This window comes from Arthrobacter sp. L77, assembly GCF_000816565.1.
GTDB classification, from domain to species: domain Bacteria; phylum Actinomycetota; class Actinomycetes; order Actinomycetales; family Micrococcaceae; genus Arthrobacter_D; species Arthrobacter_D antioxidans.
The window spans coordinates 871,285-886,453 of the sequence record NZ_JWSU01000004.1 but is presented as its reverse complement, the minus strand read 5'-3'; the positions used below and the strand labels follow the sequence as shown (position 1 = coordinate 886,453).

The following is a 15,169-nucleotide window of genomic DNA, read 5'->3' as shown; positions in this document are numbered from 1 at the left end:
CATGAGGTGCCGCGCGGTGCTGCTAGTGCGCGACGGAGTCCGGGAGGTGCCGGTGGCTGGCGACCTGCTCGAAGCCGTATCCGACCTGGAACAGGGTGCGCTCATCGTAGGGTCGCGCCAGGATCTCCATCCCGACCGGCAATCCTGTTTCGGTGAGTCCCGCGGGGATCGTCATCGACGGCATCCACGTCTGCGAACCGATCAACGTGTTCGTCGGGAAGTTCAGGGTGTTCCACTGCGACGAATCGCACTCCTCCCGGGTCGGTGGCACGACCTGCACGGTGGGGTACACCAGCGCGAGGAGATCGTTCGCTCCCATCAGGTTCACCACCGTCTTCATATACGCCTCGCGTGCCAGATACGCCGCGTAGAACGACAGATCCGAGAAGGGATCGTCCGGGCCCTCGCTGAGAGCCTCGAGGAGATCGAGCTTCGGGTGGTACCGCTTCGATTCGATGATCTCGGCCACGGAGTGCATCGGAGCATCGGGCATTGCCGCGAGGAACTTGTCGATGTCGTACTTCGACTTGATCGTGTACATCGAGGTTCGGGCATTCCAGTCCTGCAGGTCCGGAATCTCGACGTCCACGAGGATCGCCCCCGCTGCGGTCAGTTGTTCCAGCGCTATGCGCATGACCTCGTTGACCGGGGCAGCGTACTTGTCGTCATCGGAACCGAAGGCGTTCCGGACGACGCCGATGCGTGCGCCGACAATCGCATCGGGGACCAGTGCCGAAAGGTACGACTCCTGGGTGGGGGCGATCTCGGCGGCGTAGGTCAACTCGTCGTCAGGGTCGAATCCGGTGATGACGTCGAAGACGCGGGCGACGTCGGCGACACTTCGCCCCATCGGCCCGATCGTGTCCTGCACGCTCACGAGCGGGTTGCACCCCTTGCGGCTGATGAGCCCTGGGGTGGAACGGACACCGACGAGGTTGCAGAAGGACGAGGGAACACGCACCGATCCGCCGCAGTCCGTGCCGAGTCCGATCGTTGCCAGTGCCGCCGCGATCGACGCCCCCGTCCCGGCGGAGGATCCACCGGGGTCACGGCTGAGATCGTAGGGGTTCTTGGTGAGACCGCTACGCGAGGAATAGGTGAACCAGGATGTTGCCCAGTCGGGCAGCGTGGTCTTGCCCAGGATGATCGCGCCGGCTTCGCGCAGCTTGCGAATGACGGTGGCGTCTTCGCTGGGCTGGTAGTCGGCGAAGACTTCGGATCCGAAGGAGGTGGGCATATCCGCCGTCTCCAGGCAGTCCTTCACCAGGATCGGGATGCCATGCAGCGGCCCGACACCATCGGGGTTACTGGTGCGCTGCGCATCCCGCTCGGCAGCCTGGTCACGGGCATCGGAGGCGAGCGTCACGATGGAATTCAGCGCCGGACCCGCGGTGTCGAAACGCGCCACGCGGTCCAGATAGAAATCCACGAGCTGCACTGCGGTGAGCTTCCCAGTCCGCATGGCGGCCTGCAACTCGGCGATACTCGCACTCTCGATCTTGAGGTCGAGCTTGCTGTCGATGGTCTCCATGAGTGTCTCCTTTGACGAGGAACAAGCAGCCAAAACCTAATGTCTGACATTGGAAGTATTACACGATGGGTATGCTGGCCGGAAGACTTTGGATGGAGAACATTGTGAGTGATTTTGCGCCGACCCCGCTCGAACGTCGGGACGCGTCCGGTCAGATCGCGCGTCAACTCAGGGAAGCAATTTCCCTGGGAACGTGGAGTCCCGGGGAGCGACTTCCCAGCGAACAGGAACTCGCCGCGGCCTTCGACGTGGCCAGGTCAACAGCCCGGGAGGGCTTGAAACTTCTATCAGCCACCGGCATGGTGACAACCTCCCGAGGCAGTAACGGCGGCACGTTCGTCTCCCTTCCGGACGCGGACGAGGTGGCCATACAACTCGGAGATGCGATCCGGCTGTGGTTCAGGGCAGGAAACGTCACCGTGCAGGACGTCGACGAGGCGCGCGCGATCCTGGAACTCCAGTGCGTGGATCTGGCTGCCCGCAGACGGACGACAGAGGACCTCGAGGCGATCCTGCGGCCCGTCGAGCGATCCCGCGACTATTCGATGGACATCGCGGACTGGCTCGACCTGGATCTCGAATTTCACACGGCCATCTGCCGGGCGGCCAAGAACAAGATCCTCGAGCTCGCCATGACCGCCGTCCACTTGAGCCGCCCGGCAACAAATAGTGTCTTCGTCGATCAACTCGACCGGTCAACCGTCACTGAACAGCACTACGCGCTGTATCAGGCCATCGAGGCCGGCGATCCAGATGCAGCAGCACGAGCCTTCACCGCTCACGTCGACTACCTGGCGCACGTGCGCCTGACGGCGCTCAACGATCGAAGCCCTTCATCCATCACCGTCGCCTCGCTCCCGGACATCCGCGAAACCAGGTAACACCCGGTTCACCCCACGACCGCCCGGCATCATCGAACCGGCAAGGACCGTCTCCTCCGGGTACCGGTCGCGGTCGTAGATCGGGAACCGGCCGGTGTCGGCCTTGAATTGCCTCACATCATCGAGGCGCGCCCGCAACGCATCCGCGTTCCCCTCCGGGTTCCCACCCACTCACCCAGCGCAACGGGGCTTCGGTCCTGTCCGGGGTGAGGATGCCGGCGTAGTGCTCCCACGACGCCTGTTCCCGGGTCCGCCGGCGGTGCTTCTTGTCCGCCGGCCACGCGGGCTGGTCATGGATCACCCGACACGCATCGAACCACGCCGGGTCCCGCGCGATCTGTCGATCGACGGCGCGGACGACGCGCTGCACCGCCAGAACATGAGGACGCCGGTGGAGCTGTTCGGCTACTGGGCGACCTTGCTCCCTTTTCCTTTTCCGAGACGGCGGGTGATGAACAGCCACCCCAGAATCCACCCTCCGAGAGCAGTCACAATCCAGACGAGGAGGGTGGCGCCCACCCACGCCATGAAGCCGCTGATCTCGAGCCCGCCATCGAACATTGACGCGATCACCAGAGCGATCAGCGTGGTGACCAACCCGATTCCTCCAAGGATGGCCGACGCATACTGCCGGGCGACGTTGAACACGAACGGCCCGAGCACGCCCTGGGCGAGGGCGAAGACGACCACGGCGACAACGAAACCGGTCGGCTGCAGCACCACACCAGGAACGATCCAGCCCGCGAGGAGCAGCCCGATCGCTGCCGTCGCGAGATTGATCAGAATGTGTATCAAGAAGCGAATCATTCCGAGGTCCGATCTCGTCGATCTTTTCGTCCCAGCCTCTCCACTCTCGAGCGATGACGCGTCGCCCACTCCGGGTGAACCTGATCGAGCGAGGACTGGTCGGCCACGAGTGCCATGCACGACGCAGGAACGGGGCGCCCGCAAGAGCGGACGCCCCGTCGTCGTGCGGGTTCGAGCCCGAAGTCAGCTGTTCTTGGTGCGGACCGGGCTGTCCTCGATCTCCTCGAGAGGCGATTCGTCGTCGCCGCCGTCCTTCGACAGCTCCTCGTGCCCTTCGCGGGACTCGGACAGCTCTTCGTCGGCCGACTCGTGGTGCTGGGGCTGCTCGTTCTGGGTGCTCATGGGAGTCCTTCCGATGGGATCCTGCTGGCCGTGCGACGCGCTGCAGAGGTGCGGGGTAGGACCGCCACGGTGGGGTGTTCGACGTCGTCCGTCCAGCCTACGCTTTTCATCAGCCTGCTTGGTATCTATCGGGGCGGGGCGGGTCAGAGCTTGACCGGACCCAGATGCGGGCCACCCGTGACGGGGTTCGGATCCGCTTCCTTCAGTTCGACGAAGAAGGCGTGCGACGGCGTCGTGCCCGTGTTCTCGCCGTAGTGGTCCTGGGCGGGCAGCCAGCGGACCGCCTCGTCCGGGAGCTCCACGTCGAGGCTCCTCCCGTGGGCGTGCAGCCGCCGCCGGAACGAACCGGCCGTGATCATGACGCTGTCGGGATGGTGATGCTCTGTGCTGATGTCGCCGGGCTCGTCCGTGTACTCGAGGACGCGAACGCGATCGTTCTCGAAAACCACGCGGTAATGCTCGGGATTGGTCTGAACCGGATCGAGTGCCATGGCCGGACTGTACGCCCGCGGGCCACGGCCGACCAGAGTCCTCCTACCGCCCCCGCACAGGACCGTCCTAGGGTGTCCGCATGGACCTGACGGAACAGTTCGAAGCCGAGCGCCCGCGCCTGGTGCGCATCGCGGCCGGTGTCCTCGACGACCGGGCCGAGGGTGAGGACATGGTGCAGCAGGCCTGGCTGCGCCTGAACGCCACCGACACCGAGATCGAGAACGTTCCGGCGTGGCTGACGGTCGTGACGGCGCGCCTCTGCCTCGACCGCCTGCGCTCCAGGGTGCCGGATCCCACGGACACCATGCCCGACCCTGCGACAGATGCGGTCACCGATCCGGCCGAGCAGCTGATCGAGGCCGCCAGCGTGGGCGTCGCCCTGCAGGTGGTGCTGCAGCGCCTGTCACCGTCCGAGCGGGTGGCGTTCATCCTGCACGACACCTTCGGTGTGGACTTCCGCACCATCGCCACCGTCCTCACGGTCTCACCGGAGGCCGCCCGCAAGCTGGCGTCGAGGGCCCGGTCCCGGGTCTCGACCCTCGCCCCGGACGGCACGCCGGCCGACTGGGAGGTCGTGGACGCGTTCCTCGCGGCGTCCCGAGGCGGCAGCTTCGCCCGACTGGTGCACCTGCTCGCGCCCGACGTCGTCGTCAGCGCCGATCCCGAGGCGATCGCCGCGGGCACCCCGGCACGGCTGGAAGGCCGCGAGACGGTGGCGGCCATGTTCGACGGCGCCGCCACGACCGCCTTCCCGGTGTTCGTCGACGGACGGCCCGGCGCGGCGTGGTTCCTCCGCGGCGAGCCCCGGGTGGCGTTCGACTTCACGATCACCGACGGCGTGGTCAGCGCGATCACGTTCCGGGCCCGGCCGGACGTCCTGAGCTCCCTCGTCCGGCGCGTCACCTCGGAACGGAAGTAGGTTCGTCGGTCACATTTCCGGCGCCCGACACGTCATCAGTACGAGGGCGGCAGACGCCGGCCCTGCACACCGCACCAGCAGAAGGGAACTCCCATGAAGACCATGACCTGCAGGCAGCTCGGCGGCCCCTGCGACCTCGCGCTCCACGGCGACTCCGCGGACGACGTCATCAAGGCCCAGGACCAGCACCTGAAGGACGCCACCACGGCCGGCGACACGGAGCACCAGGCGGCGCGTGACGCGATGAAGGGCCGCTGGAAGAACCCGATCAAGGGCATGGGCTGGTACAACGACACCAAGAAGGCCTTCGCCGCGCTGCCCGAGGGCTGATCCGGCCGGCTCCCAGATGCACGATGGCAGTAATGACCGCTGGAAGCGCGTTCCGGCGGTCACTTCTGCCGTCTCGGGCGGGCAGGCCGGTCCGCAGAACTCCCTGCGAGCGCCCGGACGAGTCAGGAACGCCCGGCCTCCGCGAGGTCCGGCAGGCGGCGTCCCAGCCGGTCGATGAGGGCGAGGCTCTCCACCCGGATGCTCCCGAGGATCTCCCCTGCCCCGCAGAGGACCATCGCCGCGTCGGCCACCTGCAGCGGTGAGTCCGGTGTGGCCTGGCCGTCCGCCCGGAGACTGACCAGGGACTCGACGAGGCGGAAGGCGAGCTCGCCGTGGTGCAGGGGATCGCCGTCCCACAGCGGCACGTGGACCGCGGCCGTCCCGATGCGCCGGTACAGGCCCCGCAGTTCCTCGCGGTCCTGCATGAAGGAGCCGAAGCGCTCACTGCGGGCCTCGGGCAGGTGGTAGAGGACGCCGATGTTCCAGCGCCCGCTGCACAGGTGCGCCCCGTCGAACAGTGCGACGGCGTGGAGCCGCGAGGCAACGACCACGGCCGACGCGGGGTCGCCCGTGTCGGAGCGGTCCGTGTCCGAGAGGTTCGCGACCTCCCTAGCGAACGCAAGGCCCTCCGAGACGGTCCCCGCCAGCAGCTCCTCGAGGATGTCGTCCTTCGTGGCGTAGTGGTGGTAGAGCGAGGACTGGCGGACCCCGACGGCGTCGGCGATCGCACGGGTGGAGGTGGTCGCGTACCCCTGCGTGGTGAACAGCTCCGCGGCCGCATCGAGGATCTCCTCGCGCGCCGTGGCACCGGGTCGGGTGGACTGCCGCACCCGGGGACGGCCCGGTCCTGTGAGATTCACGGCCTCATTCTTGCACCCGCCAGGTACCGCGCCCGTCACCGCAGTTGCCTGACCCGAGCCCCGAAACATGCCAGAAACGAGGTCCTCACGCGCCTTTTACCTGGGTGAAACCCCCGCGGGACCGCGGATTGGAAAACTATCAATTGACCGGTATTACGGAGCGATCCAGGGCCGGCACCTTTCCCGTCCGATCCCCCGGAGACTCCGATGACCGCACCCACCGCACTGCCCACGGACGACGCCGACCTCACCTCGCTCGGCTATGAACCCTCCCTGCACCGCAAGCTGGGCCGGTACGCGTCCTTCGCGGCGGGCTTCTCCTTCGTCTCCATCCTCACCACGATCTTCCAGCTGTTCGCCTTCGGGTACTCGTTCGCGGGGCCCGCCTTCTTCTGGACCTGGCCCATCGTCCTCGTGGGCCAGCTCCTCGTGGCCCTGAACTTCGCCGAACTGGCCGCCCGCTACCCGCTCTCGGGCGCCGTCTACCAGTGGTCGCGACGCGTGGGCGGGGAGACGGTGGGCTGGTTCGCGGGCTGGTTCATGGCCGTGGCGCAGGTGGTCACGGCCGCCGCCGCGGCCATCGCCCTGCAGGTGGTCCTGCCCCAGCTGTGGAGCGGATTCCAGGTGGTCGGAGGGGATCCCGCCCTCAACACCGTGACCGGGGCGGCGAACGCCGTCGTCCTCGGGGCCGTCCTGCTGGTCGCGACCACCGTCATCAACGCGATCGGCGTGCGGCTCATGGCCCACGTCAACTCCATCGGGGTGACGTGCGAGATCGTCGGCGTGATCGCCGTGGTCCTCGCGCTGATCACCGCCGCACAGCGCGGACCCGACGTGGTGCTCGACACCACGGTGGTGCAGAACTCGGAGCTCGGTGCCGTAGGCGCCTTCCTGGTCTCCGGCCTCATGGCCGCCTACGTCATGGTGGGGTTCAACTCCGCCGGCGAGCTGTCAGAGGAGACCCGCGACCCCCGGCGCACCGCACCCCGGACCATCCTCTCCGCGCTGGTGATCTCCGGGATCGGCGGCGGGCTGATGATCATCACCGCCCTCATGGCCGCACCGAGCCTCGACGACGGCCGCCTCGCCACCGAGGGCCTGCCCTACGTCCTGACCGCCGTCCTCGGCACCTTCTGGGGCAAGGTCCTGCTCGTGGACGTCGCCATCGCCATCTTCGTGTGCACCCTCGCCATCCAGACCGCCGGCTCCCGCCTGGTCTTCTCCATGGCGCGCGACGGCAAGCTGCCCGCCTCCCGGCTGCTCTCCACCGTCCACCCCCGCCGGGGCACGCCGATGTGGCCGTCCATCGTGATCGGGGCCCTCGCCGTCGGCGTCCTCGCCATCAATGTGGGCAACGCGGCGCTCTTCACCACCCTCACGAGCGTCTGCATCGTCATGGTGTACATCGCCTACCTGCTCGTCACGGTCCCGCAGCTGATCAACCGCCTGCGCGGCGACTGGGACCGCGTGGGCAGCACCATGCCGGCGGGCCTGTTCTCCCTGGGCCGGTGGGGCCTACCCGTGAACGTCCTCGCCGTGCTCTACGGCGCCGTCATGGTGGTCAACCTCGCCTGGCCCCGCCCCGAGGTGTACGACCCCGCGGGCGAGAACGGGATCCTCCTCTACTCCGCACCCCTCATGGTCACGCTCGTGCTGCTCGCGGGCCTCTGGGTCCGCAGCCGCACGGCCGCCCGGGCCTCCTGACCCGCCGCCCGGCCCCGCGCCTCCCGACCGCCTCACCCCGACAGGAACCACGATGACACAGACCACCTCCACGGCGACCACCGCCGGAGCCCGCGCGCACGCCCGGGAGCAGCACGCCAACACTGCCGACACCATGCGCCACATCCCGGTGTCCACGGCCCCGGCCCACCTGGCGGAACGACTGCCCGACGGCGCCGCCGACCGCCTGGTGTGGTCGGAGCTGCTGGCCTTCGGCCGCTACGCCACGCTGCACCTTGCCCGCGGCACCCGCCTCCGGCTCACGGACACGGGCGACGCCTGCGTGCACACCCTCCTGTACCGGACCGACGCCCTGCACGAGCGCTTCAACGCCGCCGATTCCGTCAAGATCCCCTGGCAGGCCTACCCGGGGACGGGGCACCCCCTCCTGTCCGACGCCGGCCGCGTCCTCGCGACGATCGTCGAGGACACCTCGGGCCGGCACGACGCCCTCACCGGCGCGACGACGCTCGCCGGGAACACGGCCCGCTACGGCACCGGCACAGCGCACGGCGCGGCACCCGCCGCCCGCGAACTGCTGACCCTCGGGGCGCTGAAGAGCGGCCTCGGACCCCGGGACGTCGCACCGTCGCTGACCCTGTTCAAGGGCATCCGGGTGGAGCCCGACGGCGGCATCCGCTACACCGGGGGCGCCGGCCCGGGCACGCATGTGGACCTGCTGCTGCACCTCGACGCCGTCGTCGTGCTCGCCAACACCGCCCACCCCCTGGACCCGCGCGCCGACTTCACCGGATCCGCCGTCGGCATCACCGCCTGGCGGGCTCCCGGGGACCTCACCGCCCTGGCCGCCGGGACCCTCGTGGGGCCGCTGGCCCCCGAACACCTGCAGGCCCTGCACAACACCGAGCACGACCTCGCCGCAAGGAGCACCCGATGAGCACCACCCTCCCGTCCCCGAACGCCGCACTCGTCCCGGGGACCGTGGTCCTCGACGAACAGGTGGAGGCGCGCGGCCCCTGGTCCGCCGTCGTCGCCGCCGGGGACGTCCTCACCATCGTGGACCTCGACGGCAACCAGGCCGTCGACTGCCTGCTCTACGCCGCAGCGGACACCAGCGTGCGGTACTCGGCGTCCGTCACCATCGCCGAGCAGCGCTCGATCATCCTGACCACCGGGTCCGTGCTCCGCGCCGACACCGGCCTGCCCCTGATGACCGTGGTCGCGGACGAGGTGGGCGTGCACGACACCATCGGCGGCGCCTGCTCGCAGGAGGCGAACACCCTCCGCTACGGGCAGCACACGCGGGAGCAGCACGCCTGCGTGGAAAACTTCCTCATCGAGGGCTCCCGCTGGGGGCTCGGCAAGCGGGACCTCGTCTCCAACATCAACTGGTTCATGAACGTGCCCGTCGACCCCGACGGCGCCCTCGGGATCGTCGACGGCCTCTCCTCCCCCGGCAAGCGGGTGGCGCTGCGCGCCGAGGTGGACACCCTGGTGCTCGTGTCCAACTGCCCGCAGGTCAACAACCCCTGCAACGGGTTCAACCCCACCCCCGTCCGCATGATCGTCACCACGCCGGAGGACGCCTCATGAGCCGCTTCGACACGCTGCTCATCGCGAACCGTGGGGAGATCGCCTGCCGGATCATCGAATCCGCCCGGTCCCTCGGCCTGCGCACGGTGGCCGTGTTCTCCGAGGCGGACCGCGGCGCACGCCACGTCCGGCTGGCCGACGAGGCGGTGCTCCTCGGCCCGGCCCCCGCCAAGGAGTCCTACCTCCGCGTGGACGCCCTGCTGGCTGCCGCGGCGGCCACCGGCGCGGGGGCCATCCACCCGGGCTACGGCTTCCTGTCCGAGGACGCCGACTTCGCGGAGGCCGTCGAGACGGCAGGGCTGGTGTTCGTGGGCCCCACGCCCCACCAGCTCCGCATCTTCGGCACCAAGCACACCGCCCGGGACGCCGCGCAGGCCGCCGGCGTGCCCATGATCGCGGGCTCGGGACTCCTCGACGACGTCGACGCCGCCCTCGCCGCGGCGGAGTCCATCGGCTTCCCGCTCATGCTCAAGGCGACGGGCGGTGGCGGTGGCATCGGGATGACGGTGTGCCGCACCCGGGAGGACCTCCGGGAGAGCTTCCCCCGGGTGGCCCGCCTCGCCGCCGCCAGCTTCGGCACGGCCGGGGTCTTCGCCGAACGCTACGTGGAGAACGCCCGCCACGTGGAGGTCCAGGTCTTCGGCGACGGCCACGGCCGCGTGGTCAGCCTCGGCGACCGCGACTGCTCGCTGCAGCGCCGGCACCAGAAGGTCCTGGAGGAGGCACCGGCACCGGACCTCCCCGAGGACCTCCGTGAGGAGCTGCACCGCAGCTCACGCGCGCTCTGCGCCTCGCTGGGCTACCGCTCGGCCGGCACCGTGGAGTTCGTCTACGATCCGGTGCGCCGGGAGGCCTCGTTCCTCGAGGTGAACGCACGGCTGCAGGTGGAACACCCCGTCACGGAACTCGTCACCGGGGTGGATCTCGTGGCGTGGATGCTCCGCCTCGCCCAGGGCGGCCCCGACGCCCACGCCGTCCTCGCGGGGATCCCGGACGGCGTCCCCGTCTCGGGCCATGCCGTGGAGGCCCGAGTGTATGCGGAGGACCCGGCCCGGGGCTTCCAGCCGAGCGCCGGCACCATCACCAATGCCGTCTACCCGGACGCCCACCACGTGCGCGTGGACACCTGGGCCGAGACCGGCAGCGAGGTCTCCACCAACTACGACCCCCTGCTGGCGAAGATCATCACCTCCGGGAGCAGCCGCGACGAGGCCTTCGAGCGCCTCGCCGGTGCGCTGGCCGGCACGCGGCTCGACGGCATCGAGACCAACCTCGGCATGCTCCGCGCCGTCAGCACCCTCGGCGTCGTGCGCGACGCCGCGCACTCCACCAGCACCCTGGACGCGGTGGGCGACCCCGAGCCGCGCATCACCGTGGACCGGCCCGGGCTGCAGACGAGCGTGCAGGACTGGCCGGGCCGCACCGGACTGTGGCAGGTGGGCGTCCCGCCCAGCGGCCCCATGGACGACCTCTCCTTCCGCCTCGGCAACCAGGCCCTCGGCAACCCGGAGGGCGCGCCGGGCCTCGAATTCACCATGACCGGGCCCAGCCTGACGTTCACGCACGAGACCACGCTGTGCGTCACCGGCGCCGCGGTGCGCGTGACGGTCGACGGCGGGGAGGTCCCGGCCTGGGAGCCCGTCACGGTCCCCGCCGGGGGGACGCTCGACGTCGGCACCGCCGAAGGTGCCGGCCTGCGCGGCTACATCCTGTTCGCGGGCGGACTCGACATCCCGCTCTACCTCGGCAGCGCGTCCACGTTCACCCTGGGCCAGTTCGGCGGCCACGCGGGGCGGGTCCTGCGGTCCGGTGACGTCCTCAGGACCCTGCCCACGGAGCCGACCTCAGCGGCCGCCCGGGTGGCACTCGACGCGCGGCCGGCCCTGGTGTCCCGCTGGGAGCTCACCGTCGTCGAAGGCCCGCACGGCGCCCCGGAGTTCTTCCAGCGCGAGGACATCGAGGACCTCCTGGCCACCGACTACGAGGTGCACTTCAACTCCGCTCGGACGGGCGTCCGCCTGATCGGACCGAAGCCCCGCTGGGCCCGCAACGACGGCGGCGAGGCCGGCCTGCACCCCTCCAACATCCATGACACCGCCTACTCGGTCGGGGCGCTGGACTTCACCGGGGACACCCCGATCCTCCTCGGACCGGACGGGCCCAGCCTCGGCGGGTTCGTGTGCCCGGTGACGGTCGTGACCGCCGACCGCTGGAAGCTCGGGCAACTCCGCCCCGGGGACACCGTGCGCTTCGTCCCCGTCGAAGCCGTCCGGGCACCCTCGCTCCGCGACCTCGGGCCCGGACGGCAGCTGGTCCTGCCCGGCGCCGAGCCGGCGCCGGACACCTCGTTCCTGGGCGGGACTCCCGTGCGCCGGGGCGACGGCGACGACGGCGTCCTGGCGCGCGGCCCCGAACAACCGGGCCGGCCCGCCGTGACCTACCGGCGCTCCGGCGACGACAACCTCCTTGTCGAGTACGGGGACATGGTGCTGGACCTCGGCCTCCGCGCACGGGTGCACGCCCTGCACCAGGCCGTCGAGGCCCTGCGCGTCCCCGGCGTCGTCGACCTGACACCGGGAATCCGCAGCCTGCAGATCAAGGTGGACCCTGCCGTCCTCCCCACCCGCCGCCTGCTGGGGATGGTGCAGGAGATCGAGTCCACCCTGCCGTCCAGTTCGGAGCTCGTGGTCCCCAGCCGCAGGGTCCGCCTCCCGCTGTCCTGGGACGATCCGGCGACCCGCGAGGCCATCGAACGCTACATGGCGGGCGTCCGCGACGACGCCCCGTGGTGCCCGTGGAACATCGAGTTCATCCGGCGGATCAACGGGCTCGACGCCGTGAGCGAGGTCTTCGACACCGTCTTCGACGCCGAGTACCTGGTCCTCGGACTGGGCGACGTGTACCTCGGGGCGCCGGTCGCCACGCCCCTCGATCCCCGGCACCGCCTCGTCACCACCAAGTACAACCCGGCCCGGACCTGGACGCCGGAGAACGCCGTGGGCATCGGCGGCGCGTACATGTGCATCTACGGGATGGAGGGGCCCGGGGGCTATCAGTTCGTGGGCCGCACCACCCAGGTGTGGTCGCGCTACGCGGACACGGCGCCGTTCGAACCGGGCTCGCCCTGGCTGCTGCGCTTCTTCGACCGCATCTCCTGGTACCCGGTCAGCCCGGAGGAACTGCTCGACCTCCGCGCCGACATGGCGGCGGGCCGGGGCCGGGGCGCGGAGATCGAGGAGGGCACGTTCTCCCTCGCGGACCACGAACGCTTCCTGGCCGAGAACGCCGGCTCCATCGCGGACTTCCGCTCCCGGCAGTCCGCGGCCTTCGCCGTCGAACGCCAGGTGTGGGCCGACGCCGGGGAGTTCGACCGCGCCGACGCCGCGGCCGCCGTCGTCCCCGCCACGGAGGACCTGGTGGTGCCCGACGGCGCCACCCTGGTCTCCGCGCCGTTCGCCGCCAGCGTCTGGAAGGTGGACGTGGCACTCGGCGATGCCGTGGTGGAGGGTCAGCCCCTCGTCTCCCTGGAGGCCATGAAGATGGAGACCGTCCTTACCGCACCCTGCGACGGGATGGTGCTGCAGGTCCTTCCGACGGCGGGGGCGCAGGTGGTGGGCGGGGAGGCGCTCGTGGTGCTGGGAGCCTCCCCCGGCCCGTCCCCCGACGTGCCCGCCGGGTCGAAGGATGCGGAAGAGGTGGCAGCATGAGCACGCTGGTGACCGATCGCGTGCGTGCCGCCCTGGCGGCGATCGACGCCGTGGACCGCCCCGAGATCTGGGTGGCCCTGCGGCCGGCCGAGGACCTCCTGACGGAAGCCGACGGCCTCGATACCCGCCTCAGCACCGGCGAGGAGCTGCCCCTCGCCGGGTTGATGCTCGCGGTGAAGAACAACGTCGACGTGGCGGGCATCCCCACCACCGCGGCCTGCCCGGGCTACGCCTACCCTCCCGCGGAGGATGCCGAAGCGGTGCGCCGCCTGCGTGCCGCCGGCGCCGTGGTCCTCGGGTCGACGAACCTGGACCAGTTCGCCACCGGGCTGGTGGGCACGCGCAGCCCGTACGGGGCGGTGCGTGATGCCCGGCGGCCGGAGTTCATCTCGGGCGGATCCAGCTCCGGGTCGGCCGTCGCCGTCGCGCTGGGCCTCGCGGACCTCGGCATCGGCACCGACACCGCCGGGTCCGGCCGGATCCCGGCGGGGCTGCAGGGCATCGTGGGCATCAAGCCGACCCTGCACGTCGTCCCCACCGACGGCGTGGTGCCCGCCTGCCGGTCGTGGGACGCCGTGACCATCCTAGCGCGGGACCTGCGGACGGCCGAGCGGGCGATGGGCGTCATGGCCGGCGGCGGACGGCCCTGGCCCGCCGACGTCAGGCTCGCGGCACCTGCCCGGCCCCGCGTCGCGTACCCCGCCGACCTGCCGGAGCTCTCCCCCGCCTGGGCTGCGGAGTTCGGCCGGCAGGTCGCCCGGCTCGAGGCGTCCGGGGTGGACGTCGAACCCCTGCAGATCGACGTGTTCCTGCAGGCCGCGCGGCTCCTCTACGACGGCGCCCTGGTGGCCGAGCGCCACGCGGCGGTGGGCGCGTTCGTCGACACCGCCGCTGCCGGTGACCACGCCGGCAGCGCAGGCCTCGATCCCACGGTCGCGGGGATCATCGGGCGCGCGGGGCACCTGGCCGCGCACGACTACGTGGCGGACACCGCCCGCCTCGAGGCTCTGCGGCGGACGGCGATGGCGCGGCTCGAGGGCTTCGACGCCCTCCTGGTCCCCACGTCTCCCCTGCACCCCCTGCTCGCCGACGTGGCCGCCGACCCCGTGGGAGTGAACTCCCGCCTGGGGACGTACACGAACTTCTGCAACCTGTTCGACCTGTGCGCCGTGGCCGTGCCGGCGGGCGAGGTCGGGGGCGCCCAGTTCGGCGTGACCGTCGTCGGGCGTACCTTCGACGATGCCGTCGTGGCCGACATCGCGCGCCGGATCGAATCCACCCCTCGTCCCCCGGCACTGTTCGCCGCCGGGGCGGTCGGCCGACCGGACGGGACAGTGACACCGTGGCCGCTCGCGGCCGGGGCGGTCGGCGTCCCGCTCGTCGTCGTCGGCGCCCACCGGCGCGGCCAGGTCCTGGCCAGGGAGCTCGAGGAGCTCGGCGCCTGCTGGGACGGCCCGGTCCGGACGGCGGCCCGCTACCGCATGGTGGCACTGGCCACGCAGCCGCCGAAACCGGGCGTCTACCGGTCCGAGGACGGCGCGGAGCTCGTGGGCGAACGGTGGATCCTGTCCGAGGCGGCGCTCGGCCGCTTCCTGGCGGCACTGCCCGAACCCATGCTGCTCGGCACGGTGGTCCTCGATGACGGGACCACCGCCGTCGGCTTCGCCTGCGACGCGGTCGCCGCCGCGAACGGGACGGACATCACCCACGTGGGGGACTGGCTCGCCGCCCCCACGCCCGGGGAATCCCCCGCGACGACGGCGGGACGACGGGCGCCCGGGCCCGTGCGGGAGTTCATCGTGACCGCCCTGTCCCGCGGTTCCCACGCAGGGACGCGGCGACCGTGACCGGCGGGTCCGCGGTCGCGCACGGTCCGGGAGGGACGTGGTGGCGGAAGCTGACGCGCCGGGCCCGTCCGGCGGGGGAGACCACGGACACACGGGTCGCCGACGACGCGCACTATGCGTGGCTGCTGCCCGGTGACGCGGTGATCACGGGAACGGTGGTACGGAAATAGGACACAC

Annotated in this window: 14 protein-coding genes; 9 read left to right on the top strand and 5 right to left on the bottom strand. The window is 70.7% G+C overall.

Translation table 11 applies throughout. The features are described 5' to 3' along the window. Positions 1-22: 22 nt before the first annotated feature. On the bottom strand, positions 23-1,531 hold the full coding sequence (locus tag RY94_RS06760) for an amidase (RefSeq protein ID WP_082046111.1): 1,509 nt from the start codon (positions 1,529-1,531) through the stop codon (positions 23-25). Positions 1,532-1,623: 92 nt separating this feature from the next. Here RY94_RS06760 and RY94_RS06755 point away from each other — a divergent pair, with 92 nt between their 5' ends. Beyond that, positions 1,624-2,412 carry a FadR/GntR family transcriptional regulator gene (locus tag RY94_RS06755; RefSeq protein ID WP_197060606.1) on the top strand — a complete coding sequence of 263 codons (789 nt, stop codon included), beginning with the start codon at positions 1,624-1,626 and terminating at the stop codon, positions 2,410-2,412. A gap of 405 nt (positions 2,413-2,817) precedes the next feature. Here the strand turns inward: RY94_RS06755 and RY94_RS06750 are convergent, their stop codons facing one another. The 3 genes from RY94_RS06750 to RY94_RS06745 form a co-directional block, all read right to left on the bottom strand. Next, positions 2,818-3,219, bottom strand: coding sequence for a phage holin family protein (locus tag RY94_RS06750; RefSeq protein ID WP_043442976.1), 402 nt, complete (start codon positions 3,217-3,219; stop codon positions 2,818-2,820). A gap of 183 nt (positions 3,220-3,402) precedes the next feature. Next, entirely contained in the window at positions 3,403-3,561 is a 159-nt protein-coding gene (locus RY94_RS17720) for a hypothetical protein (protein WP_156135048.1), read from the bottom strand. Positions 3,562-3,704: 143 nt separating this feature from the next. Further along, positions 3,705-4,052, bottom strand: a complete 348-nt coding sequence (locus RY94_RS06745) for a hypothetical protein (RefSeq protein WP_043442974.1) — start codon at positions 4,050-4,052, stop codon at positions 3,705-3,707. Between the two features lie 80 nt (positions 4,053-4,132). Between RY94_RS06745 and RY94_RS06740 the strand changes: the two genes are divergently transcribed. Together RY94_RS06740 and RY94_RS06735 are read left to right on the top strand one after the other, a co-directional pair. Further along, the gene (locus RY94_RS06740) at positions 4,133-4,972 is read left to right on the top strand and encodes a sigma-70 family RNA polymerase sigma factor (protein ID WP_043442971.1); all 840 of its coding nucleotides are present in this window, start codon (positions 4,133-4,135) and stop codon (positions 4,970-4,972) included. Positions 4,973-5,065: 93 nt separating this feature from the next. Further along, entirely contained in the window at positions 5,066-5,302 is a 237-nt protein-coding gene (locus RY94_RS06735) for a DUF1059 domain-containing protein (protein ID WP_043442969.1), read from the top strand. Positions 5,303-5,424: 122 nt separating this feature from the next. Here the strand turns inward: RY94_RS06735 and RY94_RS06730 are convergent, their stop codons facing one another. Then, a complete protein-coding gene (locus RY94_RS06730) occupies positions 5,425-6,162 on the bottom strand; it encodes a TetR/AcrR family transcriptional regulator (protein ID WP_052274036.1) in 738 nt (245 codons plus the stop codon). A 207-nt stretch (positions 6,163-6,369) separates the two neighbouring features. Between RY94_RS06730 and RY94_RS06725 the strand changes: the two genes are divergently transcribed. Genes RY94_RS06725 through RY94_RS17715 form a run of 6 tightly spaced genes read left to right on the top strand, consistent with a single transcriptional unit; the run spans position 6,370 to position 15,162 of the window. Next, a complete protein-coding gene (locus RY94_RS06725; RefSeq protein ID WP_043442967.1) occupies positions 6,370-7,866 on the top strand; it encodes an amino acid permease in 1,497 nt (498 codons plus the stop codon). Between the two features lie 52 nt (positions 7,867-7,918). Beyond that, positions 7,919-8,782, top strand: a complete 864-nt coding sequence (locus RY94_RS06720; protein ID WP_043442965.1) for an urea amidolyase associated protein UAAP1 — start codon at positions 7,919-7,921, stop codon at positions 8,780-8,782. Then, positions 8,779-9,438, top strand: coding sequence for an urea amidolyase associated protein UAAP2 (locus RY94_RS06715; RefSeq protein ID WP_043442963.1), 660 nt, complete (start codon positions 8,779-8,781; stop codon positions 9,436-9,438). The genes RY94_RS06720 and RY94_RS06715 overlap by 4 nt, the downstream gene beginning before the upstream one ends. Continuing rightward, positions 9,435-13,145: an urea carboxylase gene (uca, locus tag RY94_RS06710; RefSeq protein ID WP_043442961.1), complete on the top strand. Its 3,711-nt coding sequence runs from the start codon at positions 9,435-9,437 to the stop codon at positions 13,143-13,145. Before RY94_RS06715 ends, uca begins: the two co-directional genes overlap by 4 nt. Further along, a complete protein-coding gene (gene atzF, locus RY94_RS06705) occupies positions 13,142-14,992 on the top strand; it encodes an allophanate hydrolase (protein WP_082046108.1) in 1,851 nt (616 codons plus the stop codon). Before uca ends, atzF begins: the two co-directional genes overlap by 4 nt. Continuing rightward, a complete protein-coding gene (locus RY94_RS17715; protein WP_156135047.1) occupies positions 14,989-15,162 on the top strand; it encodes a hypothetical protein in 174 nt (57 codons plus the stop codon). Before atzF ends, RY94_RS17715 begins: the two co-directional genes overlap by 4 nt. The last annotated feature ends 7 nt before the right edge of the window (positions 15,163-15,169 follow it).